Origin of the sequence: Solibacillus sp. FSL R5-0691, from assembly GCF_037974225.1 — a bacterium.
In the GTDB taxonomy this organism is placed as follows: Bacteria; Bacillota; Bacilli; order Bacillales_A; family Planococcaceae; genus Solibacillus.
Genome location: NZ_CP150231.1, coordinates 3548091 through 3566525 on the forward strand (window position 1 = coordinate 3548091; position 18435 = coordinate 3566525).

Consider the following 18435-nt stretch of genomic DNA (forward strand, 5'->3'; position numbering starts at 1 on the left):
GCAGAGGCCGAATAAGCCAATGCTGTACTTTTAAGCAAAATTATTTTTCTTCAGCTACGAATGGTAATAATGCCATAATACGTGAAACTTTGATTGCGTTTGTAAGTTTACGTTGGTATTTAGCAGAAGTACCAGTTACGCGACGTGGTAAAATTTTACCGCGCTCAGAGATGAATTTCTTTAAAAGATCTACATCTTTGTAGTCGATGTGCGTAATGTTATTTGAAGTGAAGTAGCAAACTTTACGGCGTTTGCGGCCTCCGCGACGTGGTGCCATTATCGTGTTCCTCCTTTTAATTTTTAATTATAGATGTGAAGTTCTTAGAACGGTAAATCGTCTTCAGACACTTCAATCGGTCCTTTGCTGTTTGCAAATGGATCTTCATCTACACGTGTATAGTTTTGCTGATTTTGAGATGGCTGTTGATAAGAACCGTATGAATCCTGGGATTGCGCGCCTCCAAATTGTTGGTTAGGCTGATTATAAGATGGCTGACCACCATAATTTTGCCCACCACTGTATTGTTGGCTTTGTGCACCTTGTGATGCATTAGCTCCTCCACGTGGTTCTAAGAACTGCACTGAATCAGCAACGACATCTGTTGTATACACACGCTTTCCATCTTGTCCTTCAAAGCTACCTGTTTGAATACGACCTTCTACACCAATCAAACTCCCTTTTCTCATGAAGTTCGCTAAGTTTTCAGCTTGTTTTCTCCAGGCGATACAGCCTATGAAATCTGCTTCACGTTCACCAGACTGGCTCGAAAATGTACGGTTTACGGCAATCGTAAAACGTGCCATTGGAACTCCACTCGGTGTGTAACGAAGCTCTGGATCCTTTGTAAGTCTTCCGACTAATACGACACGGTTAATCATCAATGCACCCTCCTTTTTTCAGCATTTAAGTTAAAAATTATTTGTCTTCTTCGCGTACTGCGATGTGACGGATGATGTCTTCGCTGATGTTAGCTAGACGAGTGTACTCGTTGATAGCTTCAGTACCAGCGTTAACTTTCACGATTTGGTAGAAACCTTCGCGGAAGTCATTGATTTCGTAAGCTAAACGACGCTTACCCCAATCTTTTGCTTCTGTGATCTCTGCACCATTTGAAGTTAAGATTTCTTGGAAACGCTCTACTAAAGCTTTCTTCGCTTCTTCTTCAATGTTTGGGCGGATGATGTACATTAATTCGTACTTTCTCATTTGTGTTTGCACCTCCTTATGGACTTGGGCTCTCCTACTAAATAGGGAGCAAGGAGTAAGTAACTTCTATTACTCACATCAATGAATTGTATCATAGTTACCCATTAGGTGCAACCTCAGATGTCTTTTAAAAATACTTTATAAAGTATGATTCGAAATAAAGTTTACTTTCCTGATAAGAGCAGCTCACCTTTTGCAAATAAAACTAAAATTTATTTTTACAGTTTTCCCTATCTTTTATTATTAATCCGCATTTTTATCATACTAATAGACCTATATTGAATAATCCTTTTTAATCAATTATTTACCTGCTTGATTTAAAGACATTAAGAGGACAACAATTAACAGAAATTTCCGATAAAATATTTCCTATTAAAGGAAAAAGGAGGTTTTTTATGTTCAGTCAATTGTTTATAAAAGGATTTAAATTGATTATTGTTGCAGTTATGGTCCTTACTGTGTCGTTAGGATTTAGTAACCTCTCCTATGCAAACGATGAAAATGTAGTGGCCCAGTTAAAAAACCGCGGTTTTAAAGAACCCGTCAACTTAGGCGTCGGGGCTTCCGAGGTAGTTCTAATTAATGCTGTCTTTGGACGGGAAGATGGAAAAGACGTTGTTTATTCAACAGCTAACGGCGGTATTTTCAATATCGTCGATGTTCAAACAAATGAATTGTTATTCTCTAAACAAATGGATAATATCTCTCAAGTTTGGAGTCACTCAATTTCAAAAGATGGCACTGTCTTTATCGCTGCATTAACAAATACAAATGTTGGTGAAGTCTGGAGCTATTCTCCCCAAACAAAACAGCTTTCCAAACTGGGTACACCGAATGCCGATCATCAATTATGGAGCAGTACTACAGATGAGGCCGGAAACTTATATGTAGGTTCCTACGCTGAAGGCAATGGACGAATTTTCAAATATGATTCAGCTGCAAAACAGTTCATTGATTTAGGAAAGATCGATGATGGAGCGGCGAGCTATGTACGTTCTTTAGAATATTACGAAGGCTATTTATATGCCGGATTAGGTGTTTCCGGAAAGGTATATCGTATTAATGCAACTACATTTGAAAAAGAGGATATTACGAAAAATGTTCCGGAAATAATCGGTAAACCAGTAGAAGAAGTTAATTTTGCATATGATATGTCAATCGTCGGCCAGTATTTAGTGACACGTTTTGATGAAGGAAAAGAAGGAGCTATTTTAATTTATAATCTGCAAACTCAGCAGTGGGTCGAAGATTTTAAACTCGGTAAATTACATGATGGTTCAATAGATGATGTTGGCAGCTTTGGCTTTATTCAGCTTCCTTCAAAAGATAACAAAATGTATGTAGTACACAATCGTGAATTTGTAGAAGTCGATATGACAACACTTGAAATACGTCGAACAGGTATCAGCTATGCTGCAGGACTGCGTGGTGGTGCTATCCTACAATTTAATACTACTGAATTGCCGGGCGATTCAATTGTAACAATGTCACGGTTAGGACAGCTTGTCGTTGCAAACCTGCAAACAGGGAAATCTCAAACTTTACCTGGTGTAATGGTTGCCTCTCCTTTAAAATTGCACAATTTAGGAGAAGGTCCTGATGGGAATCTTTATATGACGACTTACCCAGGCGGTCCAAAAGGTTCTAGGTTTAATACAAAAACAAATCAGTTTGTTACTTATAGTCAAGGACAGGCAGAAGGAATAATCGCCGGTAATAACAGTGACCTTTATTTCGGTATTTACCCAGGTGCCGTAATTCAAAAGATGAACACTGACACATTAGCAAGTGAAACGCTGTTTGAATTAAAAACGGATTACAATCAGGATCGCCCTTACATTATGAAATTTGAAGACAATAAATTATTAATCGGGACAATTCCTAACTATCAAAAGCTAGGCGGATCTCTTACGATTTTTGATACAACGACAAATGAACGAAATACGTATACCAATATTGTGAAAGACCAAAGTATTGTTGGCTTGGCAATGCACAACGGCAAAATTTACGGTTCCACAACAATTCGTGGCGGTTTGGATATTAATCCGACTGCATCTGAAGCTAAACTGTTTATTTGGGATATTGCCGAAGAACGTGTCATAAAGGAAACAGAGCTGGCGATTGACGAATTAGATGCACCACCAATGATAAGCGGCTTAACATTCGGACCGGATGATTTATTGTGGGGAGCGGTAGATGGTATTATTTTTGCTTTAAATCCTGAAACGCTCGATGTTGTGAAATATAAAAACTTGTATCCGTCTATTAAAAACCGTGGTATGTGGCGGCCAGTTCATATCGAATTTGGAAAGGACGGCCTATTATATACAGATGTTGCAGGTAAACTTACAGTAATAGATCCCGAAACGATGGACTCTGTTTCACTTATTTCAAACGGTCCTGAAATAGACTTCATGGTATTAGCCGAAGATGCAGCCGGGAATGAAAATATTTATTACATCGATGCTACTGCGACTCATCTTTATATGATTCCTGTAGTTGAAGGTGGCCAGGTTGTAACGCCTGAAATACCTGAAATGGAGACAATTTATGTTGAAATTGAAAACAGTAGCTTTGAAGAACCGGTAATAGATAACAAAATTTCCGGTTGGTCTTCATTGTTCGGTACATTTTCTCCAAATGCAATGTTTGAGGTAAGTTCTGTACGTGCTCACAGTGGTGAAAATAGTTTAAAAATAGTGGACACTGCTCAAAACGAAACAGTATTTGCTCAGTCTGATCTGATCCCGATTGATGCTGGACAGACCTATACTGCCTCAACAAAGCTATTTTTGGAAGATGGCAGTGCTACACTTCTATTCCGTTACTATGATGAAAATGGGGTACAGACAGGTACGGATATAGATAATGAAAGTATTATTCACGTACGTGGCGGTCATAAGGAATGGCAAACTGTTCAAGCTGTAGTAACAGCACCAGCAGAAGCTAAATATGCTCGTATTCATGTTGGTACTTCAAATTACTTCACAACGAATGGTGCCTATTTTGACGATATGCAATTAACGTTCGAAAGGGAAAAAGTAAGTACCCCGGAAGAACCTGAGCAACCTGTAAAACCAGGCAAAGGCAATCAACCTGAAAAACCTGGTAAGGGGAATCAGCCAGATAAACCCGGTAAAGGAAACCAACCAGAAAAGCCTGGTAAAGGCAATCAGCCAGACAAACCTGGTAAAGGGAATAACTGATAAATAGAAAAAGGGATACTTCGAATATTACTATCCGGAGTATCCCTTTGCTTTATTTTATACGTTGAATAAGAATTCCATAACGTCGCCGTCTTGAACTACATACTCTTTACCTTCAGCGCGTACTTTGCCTGCTTCTTTTGCAGCCGGTTTTGAACCGTACTCTACTAAATCCGTAAATGCTACTGTTTCAGCACGGATAAAGCCACGTTCAAAGTCAGTATGAATAATACCGGCACATTGAGGTGCTTTCATCCCTTTGCGGAATGTCCATGCACGAACTTCCTGTACACCTGCTGTAAAGTAAGTAGCTAAACCTAATAGGCTATATGAAGCTTTAATCAATTGGTCTAAACCTGATTCAGCAATTCCTAATTCAGCTAAAAATTCTTTTTTCTCGTCGTCTTCCAACTCAGAAATTTCTTCTTCAATTTTCGCACAAACTGTAATAACTTGTGCGCCTTCAGCTGCTGCGTACTCTTGTACCATTTTTACATACTTGTTTTCAGATGGATCCGCTACCTCATCTTCAGAAACGTTCGCAACATAAAGCATTGGTTTGATTGTTAATAGGTGTAAACCTTTAATTACTTTTTTCTCATCATCTGAAAGGTCTGCGGCACGCGCAGGTTTTTCAGCTTCCAATACTTCTTTTAGCTTTTGAAGAATCGGCTCTTCAACCATTGCATCTTTATCTTTTTGCTTTGCCATTTTTGCTACACGTGCAATACGTTTATCCACTGATTCCATATCCGCTAAAATTAACTCCAAGTTAATAACTTCAATGTCATCGATCGGGTTTACTGTACCTGAAACGTGCGTAATATTCTCATCCTCAAAACAACGAACAACTTGGCAAATCGCATCTACTTCACGAATGTGAGCAAGGAATTTGTTACCTAAACCTTCACCAGTAGAAGCACCTTTAACGATACCTGCGATGTCTGTGAATTCAAAAGTTGTCGGAACTGTTTTCTTTGGTACTACTAATTCTGTTAATTTGTCTAAACGCTCATCCGGAACAGTTACACTACCAACGTTCGGTTCGATTGTTGCGAACGGATAGTTAGCCGCAAGTGCGCCTGCTTTTGTAATTGCGTTGAATAAAGTCGATTTCCCAACGTTAGGTAAACCAACAATACCAGCTGTTAATGCCATATTGACACAACCTTTCTATGTTCAGTTCATTTAAATTTATTATTAATTCTTTTATGGATTTTTCTGTCCATTAAATTTTACAACCTTGTCTATTATATTGATTGCGCGCTCAAAAGTCTATTTTGCTTTTAGACTTCTTCTGCCTGGCGTAAAATTTTCTTCATTTTTTTCTCGAACTCGCGGCGTGGAATCATAACGCTATGTCCGCAACCTTCACATTTTATGCGAATATCAGCACCTAATCGAATTACTTTCCATTCGTTTGTGCCACAAGGATGTTGTTTTTTCATTTCCACAACGTCATTTAGACCGTACTGCTTTGCTTCCATCTATTATTCTCCTCTCTGATTTCGCTCATAGAACATCATTTTCGGTACAGCAAGTGGAATACCGTTGCGCGTTAGGATGTCGATCACATCTTTCCGAATAGTACGCGATATTGAATATTGCTGTAATGGTAATGTTTCTATTGTAATAGCAATCGTTGCTTCTGTGCTTGTCGTATTTGTGACACCTAAAAAGACAGGAGCTGAAACAAGCTCCTCATATTTTTGCGGTAACGTATCCAAATAGTTTTGGATGACCATCTGCACTTTTTCAATATTTGCATCGAGCGAAATTTGCATATTTATCGTAGCTTTTGAGTTATTGATGGAATAGTTGATGACATCTACAATACTGCCGTTCGGAATAATAAACTGTTCTCCTGTTACTCCCTTTACTTTCGTTGTGCGAAGACCGATTTCCATAACGGTACCTTCTGCTGTATTGATTTTCACAAAATCCCCTACACCAAACTGGTCTTCTAAAATAATGAAGAATCCTGTAATGACATCCTTCACTAAGTTTTGCGCACCAAAGGCGATGGCTACAGAAGCAATCCCGGCCCCTGCCAGCAATCCGGCAACTTGGATATTCATAGCCGATAAAACCCCCATAATGGCAGAGAAGTACACTAAATAGCTCAGAACGCTTTGCAGCAGTTTTACAATTGTAAGATGCCGGCGTTCATTCGTTCTTACACGCAGCATAAACACACGATGAATGATCTTTTTGCCGATAAAAACGACAAGATATGAAATAACGATAATCGCCAGAATCTTCGCGCTGGCTATAATAATAGCGTCCCAAAATTCAGCACTTGTGACGTAATCCCACAGCCTTGTCGTGTAGTGTGCGAGTCCCTTTAAGTCTGTTTCAGAGAATTCTTCTAAATCTAATTTCAAATCTTCTTCCAAATTTACCACCTCTTGTATAACAAACTTTAAAATTGAATATACTGCATAAATATATCGTATTTCAGCTTATTTCTCGAGTAATCTACTTAAATCAGAAAATTAAAGGAGTGATAATATGACACAAGCCTGTCCACAAAATTATAGCGTTCATTACGAACAAACGAGCGCTGTTTGGGAGCTGAGCGAAATCTTTTTAAAAACGATTCCGTTTGACCATGAAGAACTTATTTTTTGCTGTATCGGTACTGACCGGTCTACAGGTGATGCACTAGGTCCGATCATTGGGAGCCAGCTGCACCAAACTTTCTCATTTCCATTTCCGGTAGTTGGAACATTGCAGGCACCGCTTCATGCGCTCAATATCGTAGAACGCTATGAACAGCTTATTAACGAAAAAGAACAACCTTTTATTATTGCAATTGATGCTTGCTTAGGTGAATCAAATGCAATTGGTTCTATTCTAATCCAACAGGGTCCTCTTTATCCCGGTAAAGCCGTGAAAAAGGAATTGCCCCCTATCGGTAACATCTCTGTTAAAGGAATTGTTAACGTAGGAGGCTTTATGGAAGCGAAAGTATTACAAAATACAAGATTGCATGTTACGTATTCTATGAGTGATAAAATTGTTCGTGCCCTCGTTTTAGCATGGCAGCGTCATTTACTGAAACGGAAAAGTGAGCGCAACGAGTATCCCGACCATCAAAATCGCTGGCAGCAGATTGGCTATACGGATTTTCGTTAAACCGGCAATATTCAAACCGATTGCCATTATCATAATCCCGCCTGTTGCCGTCATTTCTGTAATGAATAGATCCAGCGCTTCACTAGGAATATATGTACTAATAACACCGGCAAACAATGCAATCGAACCTTGATATAAAAGTACAGGAATGGCCGATAATAAGACACCGATCCCTAAAGTTGAACTTAATATTATCGACATAAATCCATCGATAATCCCTTTAGTGATGAGGATATTATGATCATTGCGCAATCCGCTATCGAGAGCACCGAGAATTCCCATTGAGCCAATAACAAAAATGAGCGTTGCGGTAACAAACCCCTCTGCTATCGTTCCTTTTTGTGCGCGCTTACCGAAGAGTGATTCAATCCAATGACCGAAGCGATTAAACTTCCCTTCAAGGTCGAGCCTTTCACCGATGACCGCACCTATGATTAAACTGATGATAAGGATAATAAAATTCGTACTTTCCAATCCCATTTGGATACCTAACAGTGCAACGACTAAACCGATAATGGATAGCACTGTCTGCTGCATGGATTCCGGGATATTTTTAAAAATACGGCCGACCAATGCACCGATAATGATAAATAATGCATTTAACAGTGAACCAAGTAATACCATGAAATTTCCTCTTTCTATTTGCTGTCTACAAATTATTCAATTGTATGTATTTATACTTTTAATATTATAACTGTTCATAAAAAAAGTGCTGGAACTTTTCGCTCAGCACTTTTTACTGTTGTTCCATATTTAATATTTCTAAAATACGGTGCAAATCATCATCTGAGTAAAACTCGATTTCGATTTTACCTTTATTCTTAGCTTTTTTGATTTGTACTTGTGTTCCAAAGTAATCACGTAACTGGGACTCTGTTGCCTGTGTATGAATATCCTTTTTTGTAGGCTTTGTTTCACGTGAAACGGCCTCATTTAAATCTTGAATATACTTTTCCAATTGGCGAACATTAAGGTGATCCTTTATTACTTTATGAGCTACTTCAGGTATGCGTCGCTTGTTTTTTAATCCGAGCAATGCACGGCCATGCCCCATAGTCAGTTTTCCTTCATTGACAAGGTCTCGAATATCTTCCGGCAACTGCAGTAGACGTATTAAGTTAGCAATATGCGGTCGGCTTTTTCCTAACCGTTTTGCTAAATCATCTTGTGTAAAATTCAGTTTCACAATTAAACTGTTATATGCCTCTGCCTCTTCAATTGGAGTTAAATCTTCACGTTGCAAGTTCTCCAAAATAGCTACTTCCATCATTTGCTGCTCATTAAAGTCTTTTACGATAACAGGTACTTCTGTTAAACCTGCACTTACAGCCGCACGATAACGGCGTTCACCGGCTACAATTTCATATTTCCTAGCATTTTTACGGACAACAATCGGTTGAATAATACCATGTTCAATAATAGAGCTGGCTAATTCTTCAATTGCAGTTTCATCAAAGATTTTACGTGGCTGAAATGGATTTGCTAAAATTTTCCCGACTGCAATTTGCTGTACCTGGTCTTCTTTATGTACGGCCTCTTCACGAAAAAGCGCATCAATTCCTTTACCTAAACCTTTAACCATTTTTAATCACTTCCCTTGCAAACTCTAAGTAGATTTCCGCTCCGCGTGATTTTGCATCATATAAAATTACCGGTTTCCCATGGCTTGGTGCTTCACTTAACCGGACATTACGCGGAATAATCGAACGATATACTTTATCCTGGAAATAGCGTTTTACTTCATCGATTACTTGAAGTCCTAAATTCGTACGTGCATCCAGCATTGTGAGCAATACGCCATCGATCATTAACTCCTTGTTCAAATGCTTTTGGACAAGGCGCACTGTCGAGAGCAACTGGCTCAACCCCTCTAATGCATAATATTCGCATTGGACCGGGATAATCAGTGCATCGGAAGCCGTCAGTGCATTGATTGTTAATAAGCCAAGCGATGGCGGACAATCAATAATAATGAAATCGAAGTTATTTTTAATCTCCTGTAATGATTTCTTCAATCGAACTTCACGTGAAATTGTGGATACAAGCTCAATTTCAGCCCCTGCCAGAGATATTGTCGCAGGAACAATATATAAATTTTCTACATCCGTTTGTTGAATGACGCCTTTAATATCTTCATCATTGATCAATACGTCGTATACACAGCTCTCTAAATCACCTTTTCGAACACCTAATCCGCTTGAAGCGTTACCTTGTGGGTCGATATCGATTATTAATACTTTCTTTCCTAAAAAAGCTAAACATGCACTTAAGTTAACAGAGGTTGTCGTTTTTCCAACGCCACCTTTTTGATTGGCTATCGCAATAATACGTCCCAATATCCGCACCTGCTTTCATCACTTCAATTTAGGTATATTTTTAAAGTCTAAAAATCTCGGATGACTAAATCTTCCTTTTACAATACTGTTTCTTTTATCTTAACAAAAAATGTTAGAAAACGATGCTATGAAACATAATTTATTTCAAAAAAACTTGCTGATTCTAGTACTCTACTAAAAAAACTGCCTAGAAAGTCATTATCTTTCGGGCAGTTCAGTAATTTATTTTCTCTTCGGAATTTTTACAGTGATTTGGTAGTAATCGTCTGTATCCTCTTCCTCCGTTTTTACATTTATTCCACTTTTCGTCACCATAGACAACGACTGCTTGATCGTATTAAGGGCAATACGCACATCTTTGCTAATCGCTTTTCTGCTTGGTTTACGTTTTTTTATCTCTGGCTCATCGGGATTTAGAATTTTTTGAATTTGCTCTTCAAGCTGTCTAACATTCCAATCAAACTCTTTCGTCGCTGCAATGAGTTGCATTTGCAATTGCTCATCCTTGACTACAATTAAAGCCCGGGCATGACGTTCCGAAATTTCACGATTTAAAATAGCATCCTGAACAAATTGAGGCAACTTTAATAAACGCAATTTATTAGCAACTGTTGATTGTCCCTTACCAAGACGTTGTGCAAGCGCTTCTTGTGTAAGCTGATGCAACCCTAATAACTGTTGATAAGCAAGCGCTTCTTCAATTGCTGTTAATTCCTCACGTTGAAGGTTTTCAATCAGGGCAATAGACGCCGTTTCTCGATCATTTAAATTGCGTACAATGGCAGGCACTTCTGTCCATTGCAGAGATTTCATCGCTCGATAACGTCGCTCACCGGCAATTATTTCATATTTATCTGGGTCATTATCTATTGGACGAATCACAATCGGTTGAATGACGCCATGTGTATGAATCGTTCTTGCTAATTCTTCAATCTTCTCATCATCAAAAACTGTACGTGGCTGATAACGGTTCGGAATGATTTTGTCTATTGGAATTTTAACTACTTCTTCTGAAGCCATCGAGATATTCTCTATTACTTCTACTTCACTTTTTACTTCAGGCTCTTTGCTCCCGCCTCCGAAAAAACGTGAAAAAGTACTTTTCATCCGTGTGGCACCACCTTTAGGAAACTGTCTACCTCATATACAATATTATTTCTGATTCATTCAAAAATGTACAGTGTTCAATGAATAGTAATTTACGAGAAAGACCGATTTCGTCTTAAAAAGGACAAAATAATGTCTTTACCCATTTGTATTTCAAAATAAACTTATATTTTTCTATCCACTAAAAAAACATAAATATAAATATATATGCAGCAAAAGACGGATATATTTCAAATTTCGTTAATTTTTTTATTTAATTGGTGTTTTATTAGGAACACCTGGTTTACGTGGGTATTTTTTCGGTGTTGATTTCACTTTATCAAATACATAAAGGGAACGTTCGCTTTCCTCTACAGGTAAATGGAATGCAAACTCCTCTATTAATTTTCCGCCTAATGTAGAGATGGCTTTTGTCGCATCTTTTAATTCCTCAGCCCCTGCTGCAGCTTTTAATGCAACAAAGTAACCGCCTTCTTTAGCTAATGGAATACATAGCTCTGACAATACAGAAAGACGTGCAACCGCGCGGGCTGTGACAACATCGAACTTTTCACGGTATGCTGCATTTTGACCAAACTCTTCAGCACGAGCGTGAACAAATGTCATATGATCCAAGTTTAACTCATTTGTTAAATGATTTAAAAATGTAATTCGTTTATTAAGCGAGTCGACAATCGTAATTTGTAAATGCGGGAAGCAAATTTTAATCGGGATACTTGGGAAGCCCGCACCTGCACCAACATCACATACTGTTGTCACTTTTGTAAAATCAAAATAAAATGATGCACTGATTGAATCATAGAAGTGTTTTAAATATACGCCTTCCAAATCTGTAATCGCCGTTAAGTTCATCTTTTCATTCCACTCAACCAAAAGCTCAAAATATTTTCTAAACTGCGCAATCTGGTGTTCGGAAAGCTCAATACCCTTTTCCTTCAATGCTTCGATAAACTGCTTTTCGTTCATAAAATGACACCTCCATATTAAAGAATGAGCGCCTTTTTGAATAAAGACGCTCACATCATTCAGTTCGTAGTTACTTTTGCAATTTTACCTTGCTCAATATAGACAAGTAAAATTGAAACATCTGCAGGGTTTACACCTGAAATACGCGATGCTTGAGCAATTGAGAGCGGCTGAACACTTTTCAGCTTCATACGCGCTTCTGTCGCCAAGCTAGGAATAGCATCATAATCGATATTTTCAGGGATTTTCTTATCCTCAAGCTTCTTCATTTTTTCTACTTGCTGAAGTGCTTTTTGAATATACCCTTCATATTTTAATTGAATTTCAATCTGCTCTTTTACATCATCCGTAAGTTCCACTTCTGATGGAGTTAGGGAAGCAACTAAATCATACGTCATTTCTGTACGTTTTAAAAGGTCTGCTCCGCGGATACCATCTTTTAGCTCCGCGCCGCCAGCATTTCGGATTACTTCTTGTGTCGTCGCATTTGGCTTAATGATGATTTCACGCAGACGGGCGATCTCCTGTTCAATCATTGCTCTTTTCGCTTGGAACTTCGCGTAACGATCTTCCGTAATCATTCCTGCTTTATAACCGATTTCCGTTAAACGTAAATCTGCATTGTCATGACGTAATAGAAGACGGTACTCTGCACGAGAAGTTAATAAACGGTAAGGTTCATTCGTACCTTTTGTAACAAGGTCGTCGATTAATACACCAATATAGGCATCTGAACGGTCTAAAATAATTTCTTCACGGCCTAACACTTTCGCTGCGGCATTCATCCCGGCCATTAAGCCTTGGCCTGCTGCTTCTTCATAGCCTGAAGTACCGTTAATTTGACCTGCTGTATATAGACCTTGGATTTTTTTCGTTTCTAATGTTGGCCACAATTGTGTAGGAATCACTGAATCGTACTCAATCGCATAGCCTGCACGCATCATTTCGGCATTTTCCAAACCAGGAATCGATGCGATTAATTTTTTCTGAACATGCTCCGGTAAGCTTGTCGATAAACCTTGCACATATACTTCACGTGTATTGCGTCCTTCTGGCTCCAGGAAAATCTGGTGACGCGGTTTGTCGTTAAAGCGTGTTACTTTATCTTCAATTGATGGGCAATAACGTGGACCTGTCCCTTTAATCATCCCTGAAAACATTGGAGAAAGATGCAGGTTTTCCTCAATTGTACGATGTGTTTCTTCTGTTGTATAAGTTAACCAGCAAGGAAGCTGATCCATAATATATTCAGTTGTTTCAAAGCTGAACGCACGGGGTACATCATCACCAGGCTGTATTTCCGTTTTTGAATAATCAATTGTACGGTTGTTTACACGTGGTGGTGTTCCTGTTTTAAATCGGATTAAGTCAAATCCTAATTCTTTTAAGTTATCCGCTAATTTGATTGATGGCTGCTGGTTGTTTGGGCCTGAAGAATATTTCAGATTTCCTAAAATAATTTCCCCGCGTAAAAATGTACCTGTTGTAATGATGACAGCCGGTGCACGGTAAATTGCTCCAACTTGAGTAATAACACCTTTTACTGCGCCATCCTCTACAATTAGTTCATCGACCATTGCCTGATGAATTTGAAGGTTTTCTTCTTCTTCCAAAACCCGTTTCATCTCATGCTGGTACTGGAATTTATCCGCCTGTGCACGTAATGCGCGTACTGCAGGACCTTTTCCGGTATTTAACATACGCATTTGAATATGTGTTTTATCGATAATGCGTCCCATTAAACCGCCAAGTGCATCAATTTCACGAACAACGATTCCTTTTGCAGGTCCGCCGACTGATGGATTACATGGCATAAACGCAATCATATCTAAGTTAATTGTAAGCATGAGTGTTTTTGCACCCATTTTTGCAGCTGCATATGCAGATTCCACACCTGCATGTCCTGCACCAACAACGATTACGTCAAAATTACCTGCTTCGTATTGTATTGACATGTTGTTCTTCCTCTCTTTTATTCCGATTTATTTCCCTAAACAGAACTGCGAGAATAGCTGATTAATTAAGCTTTCCTGTACAGTATCTCCAATAATTTCACCAAGAATCTCCCATGTACGAGTCACATCGATTTGAATCATATCGACAGGTACACCGACTTGCGCTGCAGCAAGCGCATCTTCAATTACCTGTTGTGCTTGATGCAATAACGCAATATGTCGCGCATTTGATACATATGTTAAATCATTCGCTTCCACTTGCCCTTCAAAGAACAATGCTGCAATTGCCTCTTCCAGCTCAATTACACCTTCTTCTTTCAATAACGAAGTCGTTACGACACGATGTTTACCAGCCAATTCATGAACACGGTTTAAATCGATTTTACGTTCGATATCTGTCTTATTGACAACGACAATATAATCCATCGCCTCAATCGTTTCAAAAAGGCGTTCATCTTCTTCTGTAAGCTCTTCCCCGTAATTTAATACAAGCAAGATTAAATCAGCATCTTTCAATGCCTCTCTCGAACGCTCAACACCGATTCGTTCAACGATATCTTCTGTTTCCCGAATACCTGCTGTATCAACTAAACGTAAAGGAACTCCACGAACATTTACGTATTCTTCAATAATATCACGAGTTGTACCTGCAATGTCGGTTACAATTGCTTTATTTTCTTGAACTAAACTATTTAAAAGAGATGATTTACCTACGTTCGGACGTCCTAAAATAACGGTAGATAAACCTTCACGTAAAATTTTACCTTGAGATGATGTTTGAAGTAATTTAATAATTTCCTCTCGAACCCAACCGCATTTTTCAAGTAGTACAGGAATCGTCATTTCTTCTACATCGTCATATTCCGGATAATCAATGTTTACTTCCACTTGTGCCAATGTCTCTAATAAGGCTTGGCGTAAAGATGTAATAAGACGTGAAAGCTTTCCATCCATCTGGCCGAGTGCAACATTCATTGCACGATCGGTTTTCGCACGAATTAAATCCATTACCGCTTCTGCCTGTGACAAATCGATACGGCCATTTAAAAATGCGCGCTTCGTAAATTCGCCAGGCTCTGCTAAACGTGCACCATATCGTAATACAAGCTGCAGTACTCGGTTAACAGATACAATACCACCATGACAATTAATCTCGACAACATCTTCACGCGTAAATGTTTTAGGTCCGCGCATTAAGCCCAGCATTACTTCCTCTACCACTTCATCAGTTTTCGGGTCGATTAAATGCCCATAATGGATCGTATGTGTCGCAACTTCCGACAACCGCTTATGATTTGGTGATTTAAATATTTTATCTGCAATTGCTACCGCCTCATCGCCGCTCAGACGAACAATCGCAATAGCTCCTTCTCCCATCGGAGTGGAAATCGCAGCAATCGTATCGAATTCCATTTATATCCTCCTATTTCAGTGTTATCCACATGTGGATAAATCACATCCGTGCTATACTAACTAACAATTTAGACTAACATATTTTTATTAAAATCTAAAGTAATGTAGATTTTCCATTCTTCATTAAAAAAACGACCTATCCAAAAGAATAGGTCGAAATATGTCTGTATATTATTTTACTGGCTCAATCACTAAATATCGATTTGGTTCGACACCTTCTGAGTGTGTTTCGATATCTATCCGATTTGCCAAAGCATTATGAATAATTTTTCGTTCATAAGATGCCATTGGTTCAAATGATACGGGTTTTCGTGTACGAATAGCCTTGTCCGCCATGCGTAATGCCAGCTGTTCAAGTGCTGCTTGACGTCGCTCACGATAATCTTCCACATCCATTTGTAAAATCATAAACGATTTGGCTGTTTTATTAAGAATGAGCTGAGTTAAATGTTGAAGCGCATTTAGTGTAAGGCCACGCTTTCCAATTAATAACGCTGCTTTCTCGCTCGATAACTTAAATGATACATGTTTACCATCTGTTTCATGGTCAATTGTTAAATCTGTAATTCCCATGCCTAGAGCAATATTCGTTAAATACTGTTTTGACTCTTCAATGGGATCCACTTGTTGTTGTTCATGGTGAATTGGTTGATCTTCATTCGCTGAAACCGGCTCATTCTCGATTGTTTTCTCGACAATTGTCAGTTCTTCCACATCAGATGCAGAATCTGAAGTCGTCTCTTGATTCACTTGCTGCTGAACAATTTCTTTTACTGTGACACGAACTTCAGCATTTCGTGCCCCAAAACCTAAAAATCCTTTTTTCCCCTCTTGTAAAACTTCCACATCAACTTGTTCACGAGTATGGCCAAGCTTTTGTAACGCTAATGAGATCGCTTCTTCTACTGTTGCGCCTATTTGCGTAGTTTGTTTCACTTATTTCGCCCCTTTAGCATCGGTAGCATCCGGTTTATTTTTATTCCAAGGTTTATAAATAAAAAGGTTTTGTAATACAGATACAAAGTTTCCGACTACCCAATATAATGATAGTGCGGCTGGTAAAATAATACCGAAACCAACAATCATTAATGGCATGATGTACATCATGATTTTCATTTGCGGGTTATCTACTGCTGGTCCAGTCATTAATACAACATACTGGATAAGACCTGCGATAACAGCAAATACAATACTTGGCTCCGCTAATGGAACCGATAAGAATGTCCCTAGTTCAAAGGCATCCGGTGTTGCATTCATACGGCTAATCGCATGATAGAAACCAATCAGGATCGGCATTTGAATAAGAATCGGTAAACATCCAGCTAACGGGTTAACACCTGAAGTCTGCATTAACTGCATCATTTCCTGCTGGTACTTTTGCTGAGTTGCCGCGTCTTTTGAGCTGTATTTTGCTTGCAGCTCTTTTAACTTCGGTTGCATCTCCTGCATTTTCTTAGAACTTTTCACTTGTTTGATAGTTAAAGGTAGAATGATTAGACGAATAATAACAGTTACGATAATAATTGCAAATGCATAATTCGCAGCATTACCTTCAAACATATCAGCAAAAAGCTTGATAAATGATACTAATGGCCAAACAATATATTCATTCCAAAAGCCATCACTTTCAGATGAAATTGGTTGGTCAAATTCTGTACAGCCTGATAGCAGTAATACTACTGAAACAAGTGACAGCATTATCCATAGATTTTTCTTCAACCTTCTTCCCCCTAAAGCAAACCTATTCGATTTTTATGACAATATTTTACCATTATGGACGTTCATACACTACTAAATGTTCTGTAAATTCAATGTTTAAAGCAATGAATGAAAAACATTTAATTGTGGAACTATCCTTTATATACTCTTGCAACCTTCAAAACATGCTGCAAGCTTTTTTTTGTTTCGTGAAAATCCAGTGTGGCCGCCTGCGTTCTGGCGATAATAACATAATCCATATCTTGTCTAACTTCATCTTTTAATTCCAGAAAAGCTTGGCGAATATAGCGTTTCACTTGAACCCGAGTGACCGCATTTCCTACTTTTTTGCTCACTGATAAGCCAATACGAAACGCCTGTTGTTCTTCCTTTTTCAAGCAATATACAACAAATTGGCGATTCGCAAACGACTTACCTTTTTTAAACACCTTTTGAAAATCTTCATTTTTCTTTATACGTTGGCGTTTATTCATGATCCATTCACCTGCTCCATCTAATCATTGGTACTTTTTTTGCTCATTCAACACTGTAAAAGAAAAAAAAGACCACTGATGTGGCTCAGTGGACTTATGCTGATAATACTTTTCTTCCTTTTTTACGACGGCGAGCTAATACGTTACGGCCGTTTTTAGTGCTCATACGAGCGCGGAAACCGTGAACTTTAGAGTGCTTACGTTTTTTAGGTTGGTACGTGCGTTTCATTTATATACACCTCCTGAATTCGAGCGTTACTATATCTATCTCTACATACAGACCATGATATTATATAAAGAATAAAAGCCATTTGTCAATGCTTCAATTTTATTTTTCTCTTTTTCCTTATAAACCTCATATATTCCCCTTGCTGATCTAAACTCTCACTTATCCACAATTTATAAAATTAATTTAAGTTTATGCTGTGAATAGTATTTTTGCCCTTAAAAATTATCCACAACGTTTATCTACAGGTTTTTCACATATAACAAACCTGTGGACAACTGTTATGTATATAACATATGATTATGTGGATAAGATCGTTTAAGTATTGAAATACCTAACTTTATTTGATACGATAACTGTGTTTTACTTTGTGGAATTCTTTTCTGGGAAATATATTATCCACAATTGTTGATAATCTGTGGACAAAGATTTCCCCTACTCTAGAACAACCTTTATCCACAAGTTGTGGTTATGTGTATGAACTCCTTTTTAATTATAAAATATATATTTTATAGCTCTGTTTCCTATTAACTATCTAACAGAGCCTTTCTTTTTTCGTAAGCAAGAAAGTTTGCATTTGTAAGGAAATTCACATAAAAAAGAGACTCTCATCTAATTTTGTTAGTATGGGCTTTGTCATTTAAATATACGAATCGAATGTGAAATGATTAATGAAAGGAAGAAAGAGC

The 18435-nt window shown here is 38.3% G+C and carries 19 protein-coding genes; 2 read left to right on the forward strand and 17 right to left on the reverse strand.

The window, feature by feature from the left end:
* Window positions 1-40: 40 nt before the first annotated feature.
* The 3 genes from rpsR to rpsF are packed head-to-tail and all read right to left on the reverse strand — an operon-like array spanning window position 41 to window position 1207.
* A complete protein-coding gene (rpsR, locus tag MKY51_RS17885) occupies window positions 41-280 on the reverse strand; it encodes a 30S ribosomal protein S18 (RefSeq protein WP_191701183.1) in 240 nt (79 codons plus the stop codon).
* 41 nt (window positions 281-321) lie between these two features.
* The gene (gene ssb, locus MKY51_RS17890; RefSeq protein WP_339174560.1) at window positions 322-879 is read right to left on the reverse strand and encodes a single-stranded DNA-binding protein; all 558 of its coding nucleotides are present in this window, start codon (window positions 877-879) and stop codon (window positions 322-324) included.
* A 37-nt stretch (window positions 880-916) separates the two neighbouring features.
* A complete protein-coding gene (gene rpsF / locus MKY51_RS17895; protein ID WP_008408357.1) occupies window positions 917-1207 on the reverse strand; it encodes a 30S ribosomal protein S6 in 291 nt (96 codons plus the stop codon).
* Window positions 1208-1602: 395 nt separating this feature from the next.
* Between rpsF and MKY51_RS17900 the strand changes: the two genes are divergently transcribed.
* Window positions 1603-4413 (forward strand): carbohydrate binding domain-containing protein, encoded by a 2811-nt coding sequence (locus tag MKY51_RS17900; protein ID WP_339174562.1) that lies wholly within the window; start codon window positions 1603-1605, stop codon window positions 4411-4413.
* Window positions 4414-4470: 57 nt separating this feature from the next.
* On the opposite strand, the gene ychF is transcribed toward MKY51_RS17900, so the two are convergent.
* The 3 genes from ychF to MKY51_RS17915 form a co-directional block, all read right to left on the reverse strand.
* Window positions 4471-5571 carry a redox-regulated ATPase YchF gene (gene ychF, locus MKY51_RS17905; protein ID WP_339174564.1) on the reverse strand — a complete coding sequence of 367 codons (1101 nt, stop codon included), beginning with the start codon at window positions 5569-5571 and terminating at the stop codon, window positions 4471-4473.
* 128 nt (window positions 5572-5699) lie between these two features.
* Window positions 5700-5900, reverse strand: coding sequence for a DUF951 domain-containing protein (locus MKY51_RS17910; protein ID WP_079523585.1), 201 nt, complete (start codon window positions 5898-5900; stop codon window positions 5700-5702).
* Window positions 5901-5903: 3 nt separating this feature from the next.
* Window positions 5904-6809, reverse strand: a complete 906-nt coding sequence (locus MKY51_RS17915) for a mechanosensitive ion channel family protein (protein WP_339174567.1) — start codon at window positions 6807-6809, stop codon at window positions 5904-5906.
* 115 nt (window positions 6810-6924) lie between these two features.
* Between MKY51_RS17915 and yyaC the strand changes: the two genes are divergently transcribed.
* Window positions 6925-7551: a spore protease YyaC gene (yyaC, locus tag MKY51_RS17920; protein WP_339174568.1), complete on the forward strand. Its 627-nt coding sequence runs from the start codon at window positions 6925-6927 to the stop codon at window positions 7549-7551.
* Here yyaC and MKY51_RS17925 read toward each other — a convergent pair.
* From MKY51_RS17925 to rpmH, 11 genes are all read right to left on the reverse strand, one after another.
* Entirely contained in the window at window positions 7468-8175 is a 708-nt protein-coding gene (locus tag MKY51_RS17925; protein WP_339174569.1) for a DUF554 domain-containing protein, read from the reverse strand. The two genes, yyaC and MKY51_RS17925, sit on opposite strands and share 84 nt — an antisense overlap.
* Window positions 8176-8287: 112 nt before the next feature.
* Window positions 8288-9133: a ParB/RepB/Spo0J family partition protein gene (locus MKY51_RS17930; RefSeq protein WP_339174570.1), complete on the reverse strand. Its 846-nt coding sequence runs from the start codon at window positions 9131-9133 to the stop codon at window positions 8288-8290.
* Window positions 9126-9887 carry an AAA family ATPase gene (locus MKY51_RS17935; protein ID WP_339174571.1) on the reverse strand — a complete coding sequence of 254 codons (762 nt, stop codon included), beginning with the start codon at window positions 9885-9887 and terminating at the stop codon, window positions 9126-9128. Before MKY51_RS17935 ends, MKY51_RS17930 begins: the two co-directional genes overlap by 8 nt.
* A gap of 222 nt (window positions 9888-10109) precedes the next feature.
* On the reverse strand, window positions 10110-10994 hold the full coding sequence (noc, locus tag MKY51_RS17940; protein WP_339174573.1) for a nucleoid occlusion protein: 885 nt from the start codon (window positions 10992-10994) through the stop codon (window positions 10110-10112).
* 249 nt (window positions 10995-11243) lie between these two features.
* On the reverse strand, window positions 11244-11960 hold the full coding sequence (gene rsmG / locus MKY51_RS17945) for a 16S rRNA (guanine(527)-N(7))-methyltransferase RsmG (RefSeq protein WP_339174575.1): 717 nt from the start codon (window positions 11958-11960) through the stop codon (window positions 11244-11246).
* Window positions 11961-12019: 59 nt separating this feature from the next.
* On the reverse strand, window positions 12020-13915 hold the full coding sequence (gene mnmG, locus MKY51_RS17950) for a tRNA uridine-5-carboxymethylaminomethyl(34) synthesis enzyme MnmG (RefSeq protein WP_339174577.1): 1896 nt from the start codon (window positions 13913-13915) through the stop codon (window positions 12020-12022).
* Between the two features lie 27 nt (window positions 13916-13942).
* Entirely contained in the window at window positions 13943-15328 is a 1386-nt protein-coding gene (mnmE, locus tag MKY51_RS17955; RefSeq protein ID WP_339174579.1) for a tRNA uridine-5-carboxymethylaminomethyl(34) synthesis GTPase MnmE, read from the reverse strand.
* A gap of 171 nt (window positions 15329-15499) precedes the next feature.
* Entirely contained in the window at window positions 15500-16264 is a 765-nt protein-coding gene (jag, locus tag MKY51_RS17960; RefSeq protein WP_339174580.1) for an RNA-binding cell elongation regulator Jag/EloR, read from the reverse strand.
* On the reverse strand, window positions 16265-17047 hold the full coding sequence (gene yidC / locus MKY51_RS17965; protein ID WP_339174582.1) for a membrane protein insertase YidC: 783 nt from the start codon (window positions 17045-17047) through the stop codon (window positions 16265-16267). It lies immediately after the preceding gene.
* A 131-nt stretch (window positions 17048-17178) separates the two neighbouring features.
* A complete protein-coding gene (rnpA, locus tag MKY51_RS17970; RefSeq protein WP_339174583.1) occupies window positions 17179-17520 on the reverse strand; it encodes a ribonuclease P protein component in 342 nt (113 codons plus the stop codon).
* A gap of 94 nt (window positions 17521-17614) precedes the next feature.
* Entirely contained in the window at window positions 17615-17749 is a 135-nt protein-coding gene (gene rpmH, locus MKY51_RS17975) for a 50S ribosomal protein L34 (RefSeq protein WP_008408389.1), read from the reverse strand.
* Window positions 17750-18435: the final 686 nt, after the last annotated feature.

Excerpts from the sequence above, each read along its gene's own strand:
- ssb (WP_339174560.1), bottom strand. The coding sequence starts at position 879 with ATGATTAACCGTGTCGTATTAGTCGGAAGACTTACAAAGGATCCAGAG.
- rpsF (WP_008408357.1), bottom strand. The coding sequence starts at position 1,207 with ATGAGAAAGTACGAATTAATGTACATCATCCGCCCAAACATTGAAGAA.
- MKY51_RS17900 (WP_339174562.1), top strand. The coding sequence starts at position 1,603 with ATGTTCAGTCAATTGTTTATAAAAGGATTTAAATTGATTATTGTTGCA.
- ychF (WP_339174564.1), bottom strand. The coding sequence starts at position 5,571 with ATGGCATTAACAGCTGGTATTGTTGGTTTACCTAACGTTGGGAAATCG.
- MKY51_RS17910 (WP_079523585.1), bottom strand. The coding sequence starts at position 5,900 with ATGGAAGCAAAGCAGTACGGTCTAAATGACGTTGTGGAAATGAAAAAA.
- yyaC (WP_339174568.1), top strand. The coding sequence starts at position 6,925 with ATGACACAAGCCTGTCCACAAAATTATAGCGTTCATTACGAACAAACG.
- MKY51_RS17925 (WP_339174569.1), bottom strand. The coding sequence starts at position 8,175 with ATGGTATTACTTGGTTCACTGTTAAATGCATTATTTATCATTATCGGT.
- MKY51_RS17930 (WP_339174570.1), bottom strand. The coding sequence starts at position 9,133 with ATGGTTAAAGGTTTAGGTAAAGGAATTGATGCGCTTTTTCGTGAAGAG.
- noc (WP_339174573.1), bottom strand. The coding sequence starts at position 10,994 with ATGAAAAGTACTTTTTCACGTTTTTTCGGAGGCGGGAGCAAAGAGCCT.
- rsmG (WP_339174575.1), bottom strand. The coding sequence starts at position 11,960 with ATGAACGAAAAGCAGTTTATCGAAGCATTGAAGGAAAAGGGTATTGAG.
- mnmG (WP_339174577.1), bottom strand. The coding sequence starts at position 13,915 with ATGTCAATACAATACGAAGCAGGTAATTTTGACGTAATCGTTGTTGGT.
- mnmE (WP_339174579.1), bottom strand. The coding sequence starts at position 15,328 with ATGGAATTCGATACGATTGCTGCGATTTCCACTCCGATGGGAGAAGGA.
- rnpA (WP_339174583.1), bottom strand. The coding sequence starts at position 17,520 with ATGAATAAACGCCAACGTATAAAGAAAAATGAAGATTTTCAAAAGGTG.
- rpmH (WP_008408389.1), bottom strand. The coding sequence starts at position 17,749 with ATGAAACGCACGTACCAACCTAAAAAACGTAAGCACTCTAAAGTTCAC.